At 72.6% G+C, this 18,783-nt stretch carries 15 protein-coding genes; 6 read left to right on the top strand and 9 right to left on the bottom strand.

Annotated elements, in window-relative coordinates:
* Positions 1-25: 25 nt before the first annotated feature.
* Positions 26-292: a heavy-metal-associated domain-containing protein gene (locus tag ABD299_RS05270; protein WP_344259251.1), complete on the bottom strand. Its 267-nt coding sequence runs from the start codon at positions 290-292 to the stop codon at positions 26-28.
* Positions 293-395: 103 nt separating this feature from the next.
* On the opposite strand from ABD299_RS05270, the gene ABD299_RS05265 reads away from it, so the two are divergent.
* Positions 396-968: a cellulose binding domain-containing protein gene (locus ABD299_RS05265; RefSeq protein WP_344259249.1), complete on the top strand. Its 573-nt coding sequence runs from the start codon at positions 396-398 to the stop codon at positions 966-968.
* On the opposite strand, the gene ABD299_RS05260 is transcribed toward ABD299_RS05265, so the two are convergent.
* Together ABD299_RS05260 and ABD299_RS05255 are read right to left on the bottom strand one after the other, a co-directional pair.
* On the bottom strand, positions 853-1,221 hold the full coding sequence (locus tag ABD299_RS05260; RefSeq protein WP_344259247.1) for a B12-binding domain-containing protein: 369 nt from the start codon (positions 1,219-1,221) through the stop codon (positions 853-855). The two genes, ABD299_RS05265 and ABD299_RS05260, sit on opposite strands and share 116 nt — an antisense overlap.
* Entirely contained in the window at positions 1,218-2,810 is a 1,593-nt protein-coding gene (locus ABD299_RS05255) for a PP2C family protein-serine/threonine phosphatase (protein WP_344259304.1), read from the bottom strand. The genes ABD299_RS05260 and ABD299_RS05255 overlap by 4 nt, the downstream gene beginning before the upstream one ends.
* 385 nt (positions 2,811-3,195) lie before the next feature.
* Between ABD299_RS05255 and ABD299_RS05250 the strand changes: the two genes are divergently transcribed.
* Positions 3,196-4,242, top strand: a complete 1,047-nt coding sequence (locus tag ABD299_RS05250; protein WP_344259245.1) for a LacI family DNA-binding transcriptional regulator — start codon at positions 3,196-3,198, stop codon at positions 4,240-4,242.
* A 33-nt stretch (positions 4,243-4,275) separates the two neighbouring features.
* Here the strand turns inward: ABD299_RS05250 and ABD299_RS05245 are convergent, their stop codons facing one another.
* Entirely contained in the window at positions 4,276-7,371 is a 3,096-nt protein-coding gene (locus tag ABD299_RS05245; RefSeq protein WP_344259243.1) for a glycosyl hydrolase, read from the bottom strand.
* Positions 7,372-7,765: 394 nt separating this feature from the next.
* On the opposite strand from ABD299_RS05245, the gene ABD299_RS05240 reads away from it, so the two are divergent.
* From ABD299_RS05240 to ABD299_RS05225, 4 genes are all read left to right on the top strand, one after another.
* Positions 7,766-9,088 (top strand): ABC transporter substrate-binding protein, encoded by a 1,323-nt coding sequence (locus tag ABD299_RS05240; protein ID WP_344259241.1) that lies wholly within the window; start codon positions 7,766-7,768, stop codon positions 9,086-9,088.
* A gap of 34 nt (positions 9,089-9,122) precedes the next feature.
* Positions 9,123-10,073: a carbohydrate ABC transporter permease gene (locus ABD299_RS05235; RefSeq protein WP_344259239.1), complete on the top strand. Its 951-nt coding sequence runs from the start codon at positions 9,123-9,125 to the stop codon at positions 10,071-10,073.
* A complete protein-coding gene (locus ABD299_RS05230) occupies positions 10,070-10,981 on the top strand; it encodes a carbohydrate ABC transporter permease (protein WP_344259237.1) in 912 nt (303 codons plus the stop codon). The genes ABD299_RS05235 and ABD299_RS05230 overlap by 4 nt, the downstream gene beginning before the upstream one ends.
* Before the next feature lie 78 nt (positions 10,982-11,059).
* Positions 11,060-12,484, top strand: a complete 1,425-nt coding sequence (locus tag ABD299_RS05225; RefSeq protein WP_344259235.1) for a GH1 family beta-glucosidase — start codon at positions 11,060-11,062, stop codon at positions 12,482-12,484.
* 58 nt (positions 12,485-12,542) lie between these two features.
* Here the strand turns inward: ABD299_RS05225 and ABD299_RS05220 are convergent, their stop codons facing one another.
* The 5 genes from ABD299_RS05220 to ABD299_RS05200 form a co-directional block, all read right to left on the bottom strand.
* On the bottom strand, positions 12,543-13,790 hold the full coding sequence (locus ABD299_RS05220; RefSeq protein ID WP_344259233.1) for an ATP-grasp domain-containing protein: 1,248 nt from the start codon (positions 13,788-13,790) through the stop codon (positions 12,543-12,545).
* Positions 13,787-14,758: an ATP-grasp domain-containing protein gene (locus ABD299_RS05215; RefSeq protein WP_344259231.1), complete on the bottom strand. Its 972-nt coding sequence runs from the start codon at positions 14,756-14,758 to the stop codon at positions 13,787-13,789. The genes ABD299_RS05220 and ABD299_RS05215 overlap by 4 nt, the downstream gene beginning before the upstream one ends.
* A gap of 97 nt (positions 14,759-14,855) precedes the next feature.
* Positions 14,856-16,085 (bottom strand): ATP-grasp domain-containing protein, encoded by a 1,230-nt coding sequence (locus tag ABD299_RS05210; RefSeq protein WP_344259229.1) that lies wholly within the window; start codon positions 16,083-16,085, stop codon positions 14,856-14,858.
* Complete coding sequence (locus ABD299_RS05205; RefSeq protein WP_344259227.1) at positions 16,082-17,431, bottom strand: MFS transporter; 1,350 nt, start codon at positions 17,429-17,431, stop codon at positions 16,082-16,084. Before ABD299_RS05205 ends, ABD299_RS05210 begins: the two co-directional genes overlap by 4 nt.
* On the bottom strand, positions 17,428-18,762 hold the full coding sequence (locus tag ABD299_RS05200; RefSeq protein WP_344259225.1) for an ATP-grasp domain-containing protein: 1,335 nt from the start codon (positions 18,760-18,762) through the stop codon (positions 17,428-17,430). Before ABD299_RS05200 ends, ABD299_RS05205 begins: the two co-directional genes overlap by 4 nt.
* Positions 18,763-18,783: the final 21 nt, after the last annotated feature.

The following is an 18,783-nucleotide window of genomic DNA, read 5'->3' as shown; positions in this document are numbered from 1 at the left end:
GCGCCCGCGGGCCCGGGTGGCCGGGTCAGTGGCAGGTGCCGCAGCAGCTGGCGGCCGGCTCCTCGGGAGCGGAGGCCAGCTCGTAGCCGGCCTCGGTGACCGCCTCCGCCACCGCGGTGTCCTCGACGCCACCTTCGGAGGTGACGGTCAGCTTGCCGGTGGCCAGGTCGACGTTGACGCCGGTCACGCCGGCGACCTTCTCGACCTCCTGCGTGATGGACGTGACGCAGTGACCGCAGGTCATACCGGTAACGGTGTACTCGGTGGTGGTTCCGGACGTGGTGGTGCCCATGGCGAAGCCTCCTGGATTCGGGCCGCACGAGTTGGTGCGAGCGGCTCTCTCACTGCCTCCAACATACCCCCCCGGGGTACATTGTCAAGCGCGGCGGCCGGGCGTGCGGGGGCCGCGGGCGCGGCTGTCCCGGGGTGGGGAGCGGGGGGTTGCGGCGCAGCTACTGACCGACAAGCACTCCTGGCGCAGCGGCGGGACCCCGCTGCTGTTCGACGGCAACGACAACAAGAAGCCCGCCTACGACGCGGTGCTGTCTGCCCTCGGTGGCTCCGGCGGCGACAACGGCGGTGGGGACAACGGAGGCGGCAGCGGCGCCTGCACCGTGTCCTGCGAGGAGACGGACCGCTGGGGCGACAGCCTCCACGGCAGGGTGACCGTCCGGGCCGGCAACCAGCCGATCAGCAACTGGCGGGTCACCGTCACCGTGCGTTCCCCGCAGCGGATCTCCACGACCTGGAACGGCACCCCCAGCCGGGACAGCGGCGGCAACGTGATGACCATGAGGCCCAACGGCAACGGCAGCCTGCCGCCCGGAGCGGCGACGGGTTTCGGTTTCACCGTCATGGCCAACGGCAACTGGACCGCTCCCACCATCGGTTCGTGCTCGGCCGGCCGCCCGGCCGGTGAGCGGGCCGCCCGGCCGGCCACGCCGGGAGCAGACCGGGAAGGGCGGTGACGACCCGGTTGCTGACGGCGGTGGCAGCGTGCTCACGGGCGACCGTCAGGCGGTTGGCCGCCCACTCCTCACCGACCCTGCGCTGCACGGCGCCGACCATGTCCAGCAGCACGCTCTCCGCGGTGACCCCGGCTTCCAGGGCCGCGGCGGCACAGTTCACAGCCGCCGGCTCGTCGCCGGTGCCGACCACGTCCCACAGCTTCGACGCCCATGCGCGCACGTCCTGCCCGTCGGGCGGCGCGGTGGCGGTCATGAGTACGATCCTTCCGTTTCCTGGCTGCCGCTGTCCTTCCGGGCGCCGGGCGGTGCCGGGAGGAAGGTTCTCGGGGCGGTGATGGCCACGACCGCCATGTCGTCGTGGTGGCGGTTGCCCACCCAGTGCGAGGTGAGCATCTGCAACCGCTCCACGACCGCCTCGGCCGGCAGCCCGGCGCATTCGGACAGGGCAGCCCGCAGGCGCCGTTCCCCGAACATCGTGTCGCCCAGGGGGCCGCCCCTGGCCTCGGTGATCCCGTCGCTGAACAGCACGCACGTCTCGCCCCGTGCCAGGTGTACCCGGGCGGTGCGGGCGTCGATCTCCGGCAGCACGCCGACCAGGCTGCCGCCGGTGTCCGCCTCCTCGACCCGGCCGTCCGCGCGGACGATCAGCGGCGGCGGATGCCCGGCGCTGGTCAGCCGCAGCCGCACGCCCTCCCCCTCGCGGGCGGCGGAGGCGAGCACCAGGGTGGCGAAACGGGTGTGGTGCGAGTCGACCAGTGCGCCGTTCAGAAGCCGCAGCATGCCCCGGTGGTCGCCGGACATCGGCAGCAGGGCGTGCAGGGTGTTGCGTATCTTGCCGGTCAGCACGGCGGCCTCCAGCCCTTTGCCGCAGACATCCCCCAGCACCACCAGGGTTTCCTGGCCGGCTCCGGCGGCCGGGTGCAGATCGTAGAAGTCGCCGCCGATCCGCTCCCCCTCGCCCGCTGCCCGGTAACCGGCGGCGAACTCGACGCCGTCCACGTGCTCCAGCTTGGGCGGCAGCAGCTCCCGCAGCAGCGTCTCGGTGATGGACGCCTGCTCCGCGTAGAGCCGGGCCGCCGACATGGCCGTGCCCGCCCGGGCCGCGAAGATCCGGGCGAAGCCCTCCTCGTTCTCCGGGAACGGCTCCTCGGAGTGGCGCAGCAGGACCAGGGCACCTGCCGGGACGCCCTGGCCGGGCAGGGGGGTGATCATCATCGAGCCGACCTCGCCGAAGCCCTCAGGAACCATCCACTGCGGCGCCAGGGCCGGTTCCGTCCACCGGGAGGGGACCGGGGGGAAGCCCTGCAGCGCCTCTCCCAGCCCCGGCACGTCGTCCTCGCGCACCACCGGCGTACGCCGCGCGGGACTGCCGCCGCGCACGCAGAGCGTCACCGGAGTGCGGCGCCCCGAGACCGGCGCGACCACGATCGCGGCGTCCGCCAGATGCCGCGCCGCGAGCTGCGCGGTCACGTCCATGCAGCGGTCCAGGTTCAGCGAGGACAACAGCAGATCGGACGCCTCGGTCAGAAAGGCGGTGCGCTCACGCTCGATCCGCAGCGCCTCCTCGGCCAGCCTGCGGTCGGTGGCGTCGATCAGCCACCACACCACCTGGCCGGCGGCGGGCCGGGTGGCGTGCGCCTCGAAGAACCGCTCGCCCACCGCGCCCTCCACGGCGGCGGAGGAACCGCCGGGCGGCCCGGCGGCGGTGAACCGGCGGTGGCCCGTGACCAGCCACCCGGGCGCCGCGCTCGCCAGCGGGGTTCCCGGTGCCGCCGGGGGGAACAACGCCGCCGCGGCGGCGTTGGCCTGCTGGACGACACCGGCCGCGCTCACCGCGAGCACCGGATACGGGGCGGCCAGGAGCGGGGTACCGGCGTCCGCACCGGCCCCCGGTTGCTGTGTGCCACGGGTACGTCTTGCTGGGCTCACCACACGAACAGGCCTTCGGCGGCCATTCACCTCACTCGGGTCGATAGTGGAAGTTTCCTTCCGGCAACCATCCCCCATAAGCCGCGATGGAGCAATCACCCCCCAGGCAGGAGCCCCGCAGGGCCCTCGTCACAGGTGCGGCGCGACCGGCCGGCGGCCCTCCCGGGCTCCGGGCGGCACCGCGCCCCGCCGGCGGCCCGCCCTCCTGGGAGCGCTCTCGTAAACTGGGAGCAGCTATCGTGCCCGGGTACGTCCGACCCGTGGGACAGGCCCCGCACCATTGCCGAGGAGAGCGCCCTTGTCCGGATCGCCAGCCGGGACCCGGCCCACCCTGGAGGCTGTCGCGGCCCGTGCGGGGGTGTCCCGGGCGACGGTCTCCAGAGTGGTGAACGGCGGGTCGGGGGTGCGCCCGGCGCTGGTGGAGCGGGTGCGGGTGGCGGTGAACGAGCTCGGCTACGTGCCCAATCAGGCCGCGCGCACCCTGGTGACCCGCCGCCACGGAGCCGTGGCGGTGATCATCGCGGAGCCGGAGTTCCGGATCTTCACCGACCCGTTCTTCGCCCAGCAGATCCGCGGTATCAGCCGGGAGCTCACCGTCCACGACTCCCAGCTGGTCCTGCTGTGGGCAGAGGGACGCGACGACTACGAGCGGATCTCCCGTTACCTCACGGGCGGACACGTGGACGGTGCCCTGGCCTTCTCCGTCCACAACGACGACGCGCTTCCCACGGTGATCCTCCGGGCCCGGATCCCCGCGGTCTTCGGCGGCCGCCCCGGCTGGCCGGGCGCCGGCCGGCAGCCGTCCGTCCCCTATGTGGACGCCGACAACCGCGGCGGAGCCCGCGAGGCCGTGAGGCACCTGGTGGCCCTGGGCCGCCGGCGCATCGCCCATATCGCCGGGCCCGCCGACCAGACCTCGGCCACCGACCGCTTCGACGGCTACCGCGACGTCCTGCTGGACCCCGACCCCGCGCTGCTGGCCCAGGGGGACTTCACCGAGGCGGGCGGCGCCGCCGCCATGGCCCGCCTGCTGGAGCAGGCTCCCGATCTGGACGCCGTCTTCGCCGCCAGCGACCTGATGGCCTCCGGTGCGCTGCGCGTCCTGCGCGGACAGGGCCGCCGGGTCCCCGAGGACGTGGCACTGGTGGGTTTCGACGACATGCGGTCGGTGGCCGAGGCCACCGACCCGCCGCTGACCACCGTGCGCCAGGACATCGAGGGCATGGGCCACCTGATGGTCCGGCTTCTCATGCGCATGGTGACCGAGGACACCACCGAGCCCGGGGCACGTACCCCGGGCTCGGTGATCACGCCCACGGAACTGGTCCGGCGCGGCTCCGCGTGACCGCCCGGCCGCGCCGGGGCCCGCAGCCGCCGGTCAGGCGAAGGGGACGGTGAGGACCGAACCCGAGCCGACCCGGAGGGTGGACGGACCGTTGCCCAGCGCGCTCCAGACCTCCACGCGGATGGTTCCGCCCACCAGATCGCCCAGGGTGCCCGAGGAGGAGTGCAGTCCCTGCCGGGCGGAGGAGTACTCCTCCCAGCCCGGGACCGGGTCGGTGGCGAAGTAGCGGAAGGTCTCCGTCCGTTCGAACGTGCCGTCTCCGGTCAGGTCGTAGGACACCCGGACCTGCTGGGCGTGCCCGACGGAGGTGCCGGCGTCCACGAGGAAGGTGAAGGCCGTGCCGGAGCCCTGCTTCAGGGTGCCCTTCACGTTGTGCACCTCGTAGACGAGCGGATTCGCCGGCGTTCCGTCGTTGTTCGTGCCACCGGCGGACGGGATGGTGTCGGAGGACTCCGAGCCCTGGGCGGTGGTGAGTTCGCCGCCCGACCGCGGGTAGAAGGTGTCACCCGTGACGTACGGCGGGGGAGCGTCACCGGTGGTGGTGACCGTCAGGGTGCCGCTGGCCGGGCCGACCTGGCTGGCGGTGTCGCGGGCCCGCACACGGTAGGTGTACTCGGTGCCGGGGGTCAGCCCGGTGTCGGTGTACGAGGTCTCGGTCACCGTGGCCACTCTCGTGCTGCCGCGCAGGACGTCGTAGTTCCTGATCCCGTTGTCGTCCTCGGCGGGCTCCCACTCCAGGGTGACGGAGTCGTCGGTGATGCCGGTGGCGACCGGGGTGCCGGGCGCGGAGGGCTTCTCGTCGTCCGCCGGCGGGTCGCCCCCGCCGTCGCCCGGGGTGCCGCACAGCGTGCCGAGCTCCGTGTCGTCGCCGTCCCCGGACGCGGTGGTACCGGCCGGGACGTTCAGGACGCCGCCGTCGGAGAACCGCACCGAGCATTCCTCGTCGCCGTAGTTGTGCGCGGCGTACGTGCGGGTGCCGTTCTTCTCGAAGACCACGGCCGACGGCATGTTGGCCGTGACGGTCATCTCCGGTGCGCCGATGGAGTCCAGCGTGGCGATCCAGTGGTAGGTGTGGGCCTTCGTCTCGCCCTCCTCGGGGACGTAGCCGCCGTTCCACCGGTCCCAGAACGCCATGGCCCCGGCCGGGTCGTAGAGCGCCTGGACCTCCCACATGATGTCCCGCCACTCGACGGCCGGGCCGCCGTTCTCCCGCTCCATTTCCTCGATGCTGCGGCGGAGCATGTCCTTCTCCCGGGCCAGGTGCAGCGAAGCGCCGGTCACCGGGAGGAAGTTGATGCCGTGGATCTCCTCGGGATTGTCCGTCCACCAGGTCGCGTAGGCGCCGCCGCTGCTCCAGACCATGCCCACGATGTCGTGGGTGAAGTCCTCGGGGTAGACCTCCTGGTCGGCGTCGAACCAGTACTGGGCGATGGCCTCCGACTCGGTGGTCATCATGTAGACGCCCTGGTCGCGCATCTCCTTGTCATCCGTGGCGGAGCCCAGCATGATCAGCGCGGCGCTGAGGTTGACCGACTCCGAGGACGACTCCTGGTTGTTGCCCGCGGCGAAGGCGGAGTGACCGGCGGCCCAGCTGTGGCCGGCGTAGACGTCGAAGCCACGCAGGAACGGGTACGTGCTGTCCTCCCGGTCCGGACTGGCGGCGTCCCTGATCAGCTCCTTCACCATGCCGCCCCACTCGGAGTCGGCGACCCACACAGGGTCGTACTGCGCGATGATCGCGGCGGCCATCACGTAGTAGCCGTAGTGGAAGTGATGGTCGTTCAGCTCCGTGTCGCTGCCGTACGAGGCCGGGTAGCCGATGAGTGTGCGCCAGTCCTTGTCGTAGGAGAACTCGGAAGGCCCGCCGACGGTGAACCACTGCTCCATGCGCTCCTTGATCAGGTCGAGGAGCCTGTCCCGGTTCGCGGTCTCGCCGATCTGGTCGGCGATCGGCACGAGCTGGGCGAGCTTGCCCAGGGCCTTGCCGGTCCAGTAGGTGTCGATGGCGCCGCTGAACGGGTCGCCCTGTGTCAGGACCTCGTTGATGTACGTCCTGAGCCTGGCCTCGTCGACGCCGGGGGCGCTGGGCAGGCCGGGCAGGACGCCGTTGACATCCTGGACGGTCGTGAAGGAAGCGCCTTCGCGCACCTTCATCTCACCGCGCGAGGAGACGTAGGAGTGCTCGGTGAGCTCGTCGGTCGTGTGCAGCCACTGGTGGCGGTAGAGCGCCTGGAGGGTGCCCCTCTCCTCACCCTCCTTGGCCTCGGTGGTCAGGGAGTAGGTCGCCTTGACCTTGCCCTCGCCCTCCAGGTACTCCCAGTCGACGGTCGAGCCCGTCACGAAGCTGAAGGCGTACTTCTCGTAGTCGGAGAGCGCGTCCTCGGTGGGCAGGACCGCCAGCGAGAAGTAGCCGCCGGAACCGAGCTGGGCGCGGATCTCGTTGCCGGAGACCGTCCAGTCGCTGCCGGTCGGGGCGAACAGCGCGTAGTGATGGCCCGAGATGGTGACGCCCAGGACGTTGCCCCGGTCGGCGAAGACGGCCGGCGGGGCCGCCGCGGTGATCTGCGCCGCGCCACCCGTGCCCTCGGCGTACACGTAGGGCATGCCGTGGCCGATGGTCGCCCGCAGCGTGCGCGTGCCGTCGTTCCAGTAGGGGGTGACGGTCCAGTCGCTCCAGCCGTCCGCCTTGGCGTCGGGGGAGTTGAGGCCCGCCAGGCCGAGCGTCAGGTCTGCCTCGTGCGGGAACTCGTACTGGCGGCCCCCGCCGACGATCTGGTGGGTGGTCGGGTAGCCGATCTCCAGCCCGCCGGACACCGCCTTGTAGGTCAGGGGGTGTCCGTACATGTTCTCGGACCACGGGTTGGCGGAGAAGCGCTGGAAGACCAGCGAGGACCACCAGTCGTTGGTCGGCACGGGCTCGTCCGCCATGGCGGACGTGACCTTCGGCGTGACCGGCCGGCCGTCGAAGTCGGAGGGCCCCTGCCTTCCCGGTGGGCGAACGTCGCTGTAACTTCCCTTGCCCACCTCGACGGTGGCTGCCGAAGCGACACCGGCCCCGGTGGTCGTCGCCAGGCCTGTGGCGGCCATGGCGGCCGCCGCCAGGATGGCGAGACGTCTGCGGAATCTCATGAGCAGCCTTTCTGAGAGCGCTCTCAAGGATGCTCGTCAACGTAAGCGCCTGACGGTGGACGGTCAATAGTATGGACGGAGGCACCCGCGATGCCCGAGGTCATGCCGGGGTGGGGCGGGTGGTGGGCGTGCATGCCTGGGGCGCCTCTCGGTCCGGTTCTGGAAAACCGCCAACGGAGGGGCGCGTTCGGATGGGAGCGCTCTCATGGTCCGCCGGTGTGCGTGAGCAGGGCCTTTGGGTGCACCCGTGCAGGTCACGGGCGTGCGCGTGGGCTGCGGCGATCGATCCGTTACCTCTTCCGGGCTTGACGAGGGGTGGAGGTTCGGGCACGCTCGCCACCAGTTCTGAGAGCGCTCTCAAGCGCAGCTCCACTCGAAGCCAGGGAGGCTTCCCATGCCCAACACCCGAGCCGCCATCGGTTCCACGAGACGGACCGGTCTCCGCCTCGGCGCCGTGCTTCTCACCGGTACCCTGCTCGCCGCCTGCTCGGGTTCCTCGGAAGGGGCGTCCGGCTCCGGCGGCGACGGCGGCACCGTCACCCTCACCGTCGACCTCTTCGGCTCCTTCGGCTACGAGGAGGCCGGGCTCTACGACGAGTACGAGGACCTCCACCCCGGCATCACCATCAAGCAGACCGACACCCAGGACGAGCAGGACTACTGGAAGTCCCTCCAGACCCGGCTCGCGGGAGGCGGTGGCCTCGCCGATGTCCAGGGCATCGAGGTCGGCCGGATCGCCTCCGTCACCCAGCAGCAGGCCGACCGCTTCGAGGACCTCACCGCGTACGGTGCCGACGCCCTGGAGAGCGAGTTCGCCCCGGCCAAGTGGTCGGCCGCCACCACCCCCGAGGGGGCGGTCCTCGGACTGGGGACCGACGTCGGCCCGCAGGCCATGTGCTACCGCACCGATCTCCTCGCCGAGGCCGGCCTTCCCACCGACCGGGAGGAACTGGCGGGCCTGTGGGCCACCTGGGACGGCTACCTGGAGCTGGGCGAGCGGTACATGGATACCGCCCCCGACGGCAGCGCCTGGATCGACAGCGTCGGCAGCCTCTACGCCGTCATGATCGGCCAGGAGGAGGAGCGCTACTACGACGCGGCCGGCGAGCTGATCCATGAGGACAGCCCGGCCGTCCGCACCGCCTGGGAGACCTCCGCCCGCGCCGCCGGGGACGGGCTCAGCGCGGCCCTCGACCAGTGGTCACCGCAGTGGAACCAGGCGTTCTCCACCGGCGCCTTCGCCACCCTGCCCTGCCCCGCCTGGATGCTCGGCTACATCAAGGGCCAGGCGGGCGAAGCGGGCCAGGGCACCTGGGACATCGCGGCGCTGCCCGGCGACCGGGCGGGCAACTGGGGCGGCTCGTACCTGACCATCCCCGCCGCCGCCAAGCAGAAGGAAGAGGCGTACAAGCTGATCGAGTGGCTCACCGCGCCCGAGCAGCAGGCCAAGCTCTTCCGCAGCCAGGGTCACTTCCCCTCGGCCACCGGCGCCATCGAGGAGATCGCCGGCACCACCGACCCGTACTTCTCCGACGCCCCCATCGGCCGGATCTTCGGTGACGCCGCCCAGGAGGCCCCGGTCCAGGTCCTCGGCATCCACGACAAGAGCATCGCCGACCAGATCACCAACGCCCTCAGCGAGATCGAGCGGAAGGGCACCGAGCCCGGCAAGGCCTGGCAGAACGCCATGAAGGGCATCGACAACGTCCTCGGCTGACCCGCCCGTCCCCTCGATCACCCGAAGGTCCCCCATGACCCAGACCGCGCCGGCCGGTGGTGCCACCCGGTCCCACCGGCCGTCGGCGGCCCGCCGCGCCCGGCGGGCGGCCTCCCCGTACACCTACATCGCCCCGTTCTTCACCCTCTTCGCCGCCTTCGGGCTCTTCCCGCTGATCTACACCGCCTATGTGTCGCTCCATCGCGTACAGCTCCAGAACCCGGGCGAGATGGAATGGCGGGCACTGGACAACTACACCGCGATCTTCGCCGACGAGTTCTTCTGGACCGCCCTGCGCAACACCTTCACCATCGGGGTGATCTCCACCGTCCCGCAGCTGATGATGGCTCTCGGACTGGCCCACCTGCTCAACTACAAGCTGCGCGGGCGCACCTTCTTCCGGACCGCGATGCTGCTGCCCTACGCCACCTCGGTGGCCGCCGCGACCCTCGTCTTCGCCCAGCTCTTCGGACGCGACTACGGGCTGGTCAACCAGGCCCTCGGCCTGGTGGGCCTGGGACCGGTGGACTGGCAGACCGGCACGGTGGCCTCCCAGATCGCCGTGTCCACCATCGTCATCTGGCGCTGGACCGGCTACAACGCCCTGATCTATCTGGCGGGCATGCAGACCATCCCCAACGACCTCTACGAGGCGGCGGAGATGGACGGTGCCTCGCGCTGGCGGCAGTTCTTCCACGTCACCCTGCCGGGCCTGCGCCCCACCATCCTCTTCACCGTCGTGGTCTCCACCATCGGAGCCACCCAGCTCTTCGGCGAGCCCCTGCTCTACGAGGGCTCGGTCTCCGGCGGCATCTCGCACCAGTACCAGACCCTCGGCCTCTACCTCTACGAACAGGGCTGGGGCTTCTTCCACCTCGGCCGGGCCGCCGCCATCGCCTGGGTGATGTTCCTGCTCATCGTGGTCGTGGTCGGTGTCAACGCCCTCCTGCTCCGCCGCCGCGCCCGGAAGGAGACCGGCCGATGACCACCCTGACCGCACGCCCGGCCGGCCCCGCCCGTCCGCCCGCCGGCCCGCCGTCCCCGGACCGCCGTCGCAGACCGCCCCGGCACACCAGCGGCATGCGCGCGGGCAAGATCACCTACGCGCTGCTCATCGTCGCGCTGATCTTCTCGGCGTTTCCCTTCTACTGGACGATCGTCGCCGCCAGCCGCTCCAACGCCGAAATGGCCCAGGTCCCCCCGGCTCTGACGCCGGGGGAGAACCTCTTCACCAACTTCGAGGCGGCTCTGGCCGAGGCCGCCATCGGCAAGGCGCTGGTCAACTCCCTTGTGGTCTCCGGCTCCATCACCATCGGCACCGTGCTCTGCTGCACGCTGGCCGGCTTCGCCTTCGCCAAGCTGCGCTTCCGGGGCCGCAACGCGCTGCTCGCCCTCACCATCGGCACCATGATGATCCCGCCCCAGCTGGGCGTGATCCCGCTGTTCATGCTCATCGCCAAGCTGGAGTGGGTGAACCAGCTCCAGTCGGTGATCCTGCCGGGCCTGGTATCCGCCTTCGGCGTCTTCTTCATGCGGCAGTTCCTGGTGCAGACCCTGCCGGACGAACTGATCGAGGCCGCCCGGGTGGACGGCGCCTCCACCGCGCGGATCTTCTGGACGATCGTCGTCCCCGTCGCCCGCCCCGGCATGGCCGTGCTGGGCCTGCTCACCTTCATGACCGCCTGGAACGACTTCTTCTGGCCCATCGTCGCGCTGTCCTCCCAGAACCCGACCGTGCAGGTCGCCCTGCGGCAGCTCGGCGGCGGCTACGTCCACGACCAGTCGGTGATCATGGCCGGCACCCTGCTCGGCACGCTGCCGGTGCTGCTGGTCTTCGGCCTGCTGGGCCGCCAGATCGTCGGCGGCATCATGCGCGGCGCCGTCAAGGGCTGACCCCGCCCGGCGCCGCCCCGCCCTCACCCCCACGTGCCCCTCCCCGGACGGGGCCGCCCACACCACGGAGGAATCCGCATGACCGCCATCGACACCGGCCCGCACGCCGCCTCCGCGCCGCAGGACCGGTCCGCGCTCGGCTTCCCGGCCGGTTTCCGCTGGGGCACGGCCACCGCCGCCTACCAGATCGAGGGCGCGGCCCGCGAGGACGGCCGGGGGCCGTCGATCTGGGACACCTTCAGCCGGACCCCCGGCAAGGTGCACAACGGCGATACCGGTGACATCGCCGCCGACCACTACCACCGGATGCCCCAGGACGTCGCTCTGATGAAGAAGCTCGGCGTCACCGACTACCGCTTCTCCATCGCCTGGCCCCGCATCCAGCCCACCGGCCGCGGCCCCGCCCTCACCAAGGGCCTCGACTTCTACCGCCGCCTCGCCGATGAACTGCTGGACGCCGGCATCCGCCCCGTCGCCACCCTCTACCACTGGGACCTGCCGCAGGAGCTCGAGGACGCCGGCGGCTGGCCCCGGCGCGAGACGGCCGACCGGTTCGCCGAGTACGCCGCCGTGACCGCCGAGGCGCTCGGGGACCGCGTCACCACCTGGACGACCCTCAACGAACCCTGGTGCGCCGCGTTCCTCGGGTACGCCGAGGGCGTGCACGCCCCCGGCCGCACCGACCCGGCCGCCGCCCTGCGCGCCGCCCACCACCTCAACCTCGCGCACGGCAGCGCCACCCGGGCCCTGCGCGCTGCCCTGTCCCCCTCCGCCGAGATCTCCCTGACCCTCAACCTCCACGCCGTGCGTCCCCTCACCGGTTCGGAGGCCGACCTGGACGCCGTCCGCCGCATCGACGCGCTGGGCAACCGGGTCTTCCTGGACCCGGTCTTCCACGGCCGCCTCCCCGACGATCTGGTCGCCGACACGGCCGGGCTCACCGACTGGTCGTTCGTCCGGGACGGGGACCTCGGAGTGATCTCCGCCCCCGTCGACTCGCTGGGCATCAACTACTACGCCCCCACCGTCGTCGCCGCAGGCAGCCACGAGGCCCCCTCCCCGTGGCCCGGGGCCGGCCGGCACGTCCGCTTCGTGCCGCTGTCCGGCCCGCGTACGGCCATGGACTGGCCGGTGGACGCCGACGGCCTGTTCGAGCTGCTGGTCCGGCTGCGCGACGAGCTGCCGGGCACCGCTCTCCTCGTCACCGAGAACGGCGCCGCCTACGACGACTACGCCGACCCCGAGGGTGACGTCCACGACCCCCAGCGCGTGGCCTACCTCCACGCCCACCTCGCCGCCGTCCACCGCGCCCTGGCGGCCGGGGCCGACGTGCGCGGCTACTTCGTGTGGTCCCTGCTGGACAACTTCGAGTGGGCCTACGGGTACGGCAAGCGGTTCGGCATCGTCCACGTGGACTTCGCCTCCCAGCGGCGCACCCTCAAGGACAGCGCGCGGTGGTACGCCGAGGCCGCCGCCCGCAACGCCGTCCCCCCGCTGGACTGACCGGCCCCGGGGCGCCGCCACCCCGCACAGGGCCCGGACACGCCCGGGCGAGCGCAGGTCACAGTCGCGCGCCGTACCCGCTCTCCGAGCGGTCCAGCTCCAGTCCGTGGCCGATCCACCGCTCCAGCAGCCGCAGCCGGGAGAAGCACAGCGTCCGCCCCGGAGCGGTGACGTAGGCCGATACCGCGAAGTCCGTTGCGTCGGCCGGGCCGTTCAGCCGCAGACTCCGGTCGACGTGGGTACGGAAGCGGTCGACCCAGGGGAAGGGCGGCGGGCCGGGCAGTGCCCGTACCGCTCCGGCCGGCCTGACCAGCGTCAGCCGCGCGGCGATCCGCAGCGGCCGGTCCGGTCCGGTGGACCGTGGTTCAAGACCGAGCTGTACCCTGGCCAGGGCCTCGGCAGGATCGACACCCAGCGCGGCGCGGCACAGGCCCCGTCCGGCGTCCGGGCCGATTCCGTCGACCAGGTCCAGCAGCACCAGGCCGAGCGGGGTCCGGACGAAATCCGCGCGGATGACGTGGGCAGGGCCGGACGGCAGCACCGCCACGAGCCGTTCGGTCCGCTCCAGCAGTGCGAGGGTGAGCGGGTGGTTCGGGCTGAGTGTCGTCTCCGTCGTCCAGTCCAGGCCGCCCACCCGCCGGCTCACCCGGTCCGACGGCCAGGTCAGCACCGCCCGGCCGCCCAGCAGCAGGCCGTGCACCTGGTAACGGCGGCCGACCGGGAGCGCTTGGACCATCAGGCCCGGCCGGTGCGGGCCCGCGTCGTCGTCGAGCCACGCGGTCAGTTCCGCACGCGATGCGATGAGCCGGGAGGCCCCGGCGGCCTCCGGCCGGCGGGGGCGCAGCAGCAGAGGGAAGCCGTGCCGGGCCGCGAACGTCAGCACGTCGGTGGCGGAATCGACGGCCTGGCCGGGGGAGGTGGCCAGGCCCGCGGCGCGGGCCCGCTCCTTCAGCACGAGCCGGTCGTCGCAGGGCAGGAGTGACTGCGGGCGCGGTCCCGGCAGTCCGAGGATCTGGCGCAGCCGGGCGGCGCGCTGCAGGTCCCGTTCGTGGCAGGCGACGAGGCGCCGCACCCGGAGATCCCGGGCGAGGTCGAGGACGCGCGCTTCCAGCCGGCCCGTCGAGTCATAGCCGTCGAGGGCCTCCACGTAGCGGTAGCCCTCGGCCAGCGGAAGCTGTTCGTCCTCACGCTCCAGGTGTTCCCGGGAGGTGAGCAGCAGCGGGGGTCCGCCCCCCGCCTCCCGCGTCCAGCGGTGGTAGGGCGTGTCGGCCAGCGACCCGCGGTGGTGCAGGAACAGGACACTCATGCGCTCCGCCCCGCGCCGGCCGGGCAGGCGTCCATCGCGCCCTGGGCGAGGACCGCGGCTCCGGCCTCGGCCGGTGCCGGCTCCACGGGACAACCGCGTTCCACGGCACAGCCGGCCAGGTCGACGAGCCAGCCCCCGCCGGTACGTACCAGCTCCAGATGGCGGGAATAGCCGGGTGCGGCGGGCAGGGCAGCCGCGGCGGCCTTGGCCGCCTCGGCGAGCCCGGGGGCCGGTCCCGGGGACCAGTGCCAGTCGGCGTCCGGGCCGGGCGGACGGCAGGCCCGGTAGTGGTCCCCGGCCGTCCACGCCTCCGCGACGAGGAAGGCGGCGGGGTCGGCACCCGCCCCGTCCCGGGTGAACCGGCGCAGGTCGGCCTCACCGTGCAGGACGCCGGCCACCGGCCGGCCGGGCACCCGGGCCGAACGGACCCGCAGCGGATAGCCCCAGCGGTGGGCGAGCCAGTAGAGGTCTCCCGGAGCCTGGACCGGGGCGCGGCGGACGCACGGTACGCCGGCCCGTTCCAGGTGTCCTGCCGCGAGTGCCGGGTCGGTGTAGACCAGGGCGGCCTCGCGGCCCATGCCAGGCAGGCCGAGGTGATCGCGGAGCGCGCCGGCCCGGATGAGGTCGTCGAAGTCGAGCGCCACCAGGCCGCCCACGGGCGCCTGTTCGGCGTAGCGCAGCACCGCGCTCTCGGTCTCCGGGGAGGCGTAGTGCCGCACGGTGACGCGCCGCACGTGCCCGTCGTGCGCCCTTCCGTCCGCGCCGCGCCGGGTGACCGCCCCGGCAGCAGGGGCGGCAGCCGTCGCCGGGGACGGGCCGGAGACGACCACCAGCTCCCGGCCCGGCCCGGGCAGCAGCCGGGCATAGGGCGGCGCCGGTGCGCCGGGACGCGCCAGAATGATGATCGCGGGCTGGTCCGGCCGGCTCCGGGCCGACGGGTCGCCGAGTCCTTCGCGGTGCGGTGTCACGCTGCGCTCGCTTCCTGTCGCCGGTCCTGTCGGTCCTGAGGGGACCTGCCGGTCCCGCCCCCGTCTCTCCCTTCGAGTCGCTCTGCGACCACCTGCGCTAACCGTTCTCCGGACCGGTCGCCGTCCGCAGCAGAAGTGTTTCCCGGACGAACTTCATGGTGTCCTCCCGTTCCTCCCGCGTGCCGGCGGAGATCAGGACATGCCCCACCCGCTGGGCGGAGGACGTCAGCGGTCCGACGGTGTCCCCGATCCCTCTGCGCAGCCGGGCCCGGACCACTCCGGGGTGCTTCCGTACCTGTTCCAGGCCCTCGACGGCGGTGACCCGCCCGGGCGGCGCGGTGAGGAAGCAGGTGGCGGTCCAGGTCCGGGGGGCGCCGCCGGGGCGGGCCCGCCCTTCCAGCGGCAGTCCGAGTGAGAGCCGCACCGACGCCTCGTAGAGGTCGAAGCCGTGTGCCAGCCCGACCGCGTCGGCCAGGTAGTCGCCGGGGGTGCGTACCGCGACCTCCATCAGTGCCGGGCCGTCGGGCCCCACCCGGAACTCCAGGTGCACCAGGCCGGTACGCATCCCGATGGCCGCCAGCACCCCCCGGGTGAGCGCGCGGACCCGGTCCGCGAGGCCGGGCTCGGTGAACGCGTGCCCGCAGCGGTGCGAGAGTTCCACGAAGTACGGCGGCGGGGTGGTCTCCTTGGCCGTGATGTTCTCGAAGAGCACCGCACCGTCGCGGACCAGCGCCTCCCAGCTGTACTCGGGACCCTCGACCGCCCGCTCGACCAGCACCGTGCCTTCCCCTGCCCGGCGGGTCGTGATGTCCGCCACGGCGGCCGGATCACGGACCAGTTCCACGCCCTCGCTGCCGCTGAGGGTGAGCGGCTTCACCACGACCGGCAGTCGGTCGAGCATCCAGTCGCGGGCGGTGCCGATGTCCGGGGCGAGCAGGTACTGGGGCTGCGGGACGCCGCGCGCGGCGCACACCGCGCGTTGCAGAGCCTTGTTGCGGGAGATCACGGCAGCCTGCAGGGAGGGCCCCGGCAGACCCAGCCGTTCCTGGACGAGAGCGGCGGGGATCACCTGCGGCTCGGCGAAGCCGACGATCCCGTCCGGGACCCGCTGGGCGAGTGCCTCCTCGATGCCCGGCAGCCAGCTCTCCTCCGGCCCCGGGGGGACCATGTGGAAAGAGACGTGCCCGGGGACGCCGGGACCGGCGCCACTCCTGTCGCGGCCGGGGCCGGCGGCCTCCACCGCGCGGACCGGGACGCCGAGCCTGGCGGCGGCCTCCAGGTAGGGCTGCCCCATGACTCCGACACCGACAAGCAGAAGTTCCTTCATGACGTGCTCCTCGTGGTGTCCGGCGGTGAACCGGCGGGGGACCGGGTGCCGGCTGGCGGCGCCGGCACGACGGCCTCGGGGGCGGCAGGTTCCGGGACGACGGGGCCGGGGGCGGACGGGGCCGCCGCGGCGCCCCGCGCCAGGGCGCCGGTGGCCGGCCGGACGAGCAGCCCCGCCAGCAGGAAGAGGACTGCCAGACCCGTCCAGCCGAGCGGGCCGGTGGCGATCACCAGGCCGGAGATCAGCATCGGCCCGACGATTCGCTGGCCGGCCGCGCCGAGGCCGAACACGGAGAGGTAGGTGCCCATCCGGTCCTCGGGCGCATAGGTGTAGGAGAGTTCCCAGGCGCCGGCCGCCTGCCACACCTCACCGAAGGTCAGCAGCAGGCACCCGAGCATCAGCAGGCCGGCGGCGACCATGACCGAGGACGGCAGCGCGGCAGCGGCCAGGGCCAGGCAGCAGGCGGCCAGCGCCAGACCGCCGCGGCGCAGCGAACGGGTCGCACCCGGCGGGGTGTTCACCTTGCGGGACAGCGGTACCTGGATCAGGATCGCGAGCACCGTGTTGACCAGGATGAGTACCGGCACGAAGGCGGCCGGCACCTCGGTGGCCTCCAGCGCCCACAGCGGGATGCCGATGGTCAGGATCGTCATGTGCAGGACCAGCACCCCGTTGAGGCCGCTGAACGCAAGGTACGGCAGGTCACGGAACCCCCTGACGGCCGCCAGCGGGCTCATCTTGCGCGGGGCGGCCCGGTGGTTCAGCAACCGCAGCCCGGCCAGCAGCAGCCCGGACAGCAGGAAGGCGGCGGCGGTGCCCAGTACCAGTCCGCGGTAGGTCCATACGCTGTCGGCGGCCAGGAGTGGGGCGGCCAGCAGTGCGCCCAGCGAGAAGCCGATGTTGCGGACGGTGCGGACGATCGCCATCATCCGGGTCCGGTCGGATTCCTCGGTGGTGGCCGCGGAGACGGCCTGGGTCATGGGCTGGGTGGCGCCCTCGGCAGCCGCGAGGCAGCAGGCCACCAGCACCAGGGATCCGAAACCGTCGACGAGTACCAGGGCGGCGAACCAGCAGGAGCGCCACAGCAGAAGGGCGACGAGCGTGCGCTTGGCGCCCAACCGGTCGCTCAGCGCGCCGATCGGAACGGTGGCGAGGAAGCCCACCAGTCCGGCGAGAGTCAGGGCGAGGCCGATCTCTCCCGTCGACAGGCCGACCGAACGGCTGAAGAAGATGGCGGAACCGGCGATGAAGAGTCCGGTACCCATGGCGTTGATGAGGGAGATGCCGGCGAAGACGCGGCCGGCGCGAGTGGCCGGCAGATAGTCGCGGACGGAAGGCGGTCTCATGAGTTCGCTCCGTTCTCCGGGGCGTCCCCGATGCCTTCAGGGGGATCGGGACGGCTTCCCCGAGCGGGGGCGGTATGGATGCGTACCGCGGCGGCGGCGGCCTCCGCCCGCCGGCCGGCCTGTGCGGCGTCGTCGCCGGTGGCGATGACCGAGCCGGCCCGCTCCCAGGAACTGACGACCGGGCCGTTGGTCCGCCCGGGTGCGGTCTGCAGGCTGACTGCGTGCACCCCGGCGGCGGCGCGCGCCGTCTCCACGCCCTCTATCCGGGTGACGGTGCCCGGTGGCGCCGTCAGAAACCGGACGGCCGCACCGCGGACCGCGGTGGGCGGGGAGGGTGTTCCGCCGCCCTCCAGCGCGGCCAGCAGTCCGCGCAGGATGTCGGTGTCGTAGGCGAGGTCGATCAGCACGGTGATGCCGCCGCCGGGCAGCCGGCCCGCGCACTCCACCAGGTGCGGAACGCCGTCCTCGAGGATCCATTCGGAGTGCAGAACGCCGCTGCCGAATCCGGTGATGCCGATCAGCGCTGCCAGGGCGTCGTGCAGCGCGGTGGCCGTGCGTGCCGGAAGCCGGGCCGGCAGCGTATGCCCGGTCTCGACCGGATGGCGTGAGGGCAGTACCCGCTTGGCGGTGATGTTGCGCATTCCCACAGTCCCCGCGTGCACCAGTGCTTCGACGCTGACCTCCGGTCCGCGCAGCCGCCGTTCGGCCAGAAAGCGGGTCCGGTCCGCGCTCCGGGCGCGCAGCGTCGGTTCGTCGGCGGTGGTGGTGCGCAGCCAGGCGGTGGCGGAGTCGTCGTCGTCCGCGAGTAACTGCACCCCGAGACTGGCCTGACGGTTGGCCGGCTTGAGCACACAGGCCGGGCCGTGCTCGGCGCGGAAGGCGTCGAGGTCTGCCGGGCCGTGCACGGTCCGCCAGGCGGGCTGGGCCAGGCCGGCCCGCGCGGCGGCCTCGCGCAGTAGCGCCTTGTCGCGGAACACCCGGGCGGCCTTGACGCCGGCTCCCGGCAGTCCCCACGCCTCGGCGAGCGTGGCAGCCGCCAGTACGCCGTACTCCACCACCGGCACCACCGCCCGCACCCCGGGCGGGCGGTGGACAGCGGCGACCAGGCGTTCCGGGTGGTTCTCGTCCTGTGTCGGGGCGGGGACCAGTGCCGCCACGCAGCCGAAGCGGCGGATCTCCCGCTCCAGCCCGCGTGCGGCGATGACGTCGGGCTCTTCGAGAACGAGGAGGGAGCCGGGAGGGCGGAAGGCATCCAGCTTGGCGAGCATTACCGGGCTGTAGCCGGCCAGGACATGCGTGATGCCGGTCCGGGCCGCGGACTTCTGGGTCATGGTGGGGCTCCTGACGGCGGT

The organism is Streptomyces sodiiphilus, from assembly GCF_039529215.1.
GTDB classification, from domain to species: domain Bacteria; phylum Actinomycetota; class Actinomycetes; order Streptomycetales; family Streptomycetaceae; genus Streptomyces; species Streptomyces sodiiphilus.
This window is presented reverse-complemented; position numbering and strand designations above follow the sequence as displayed.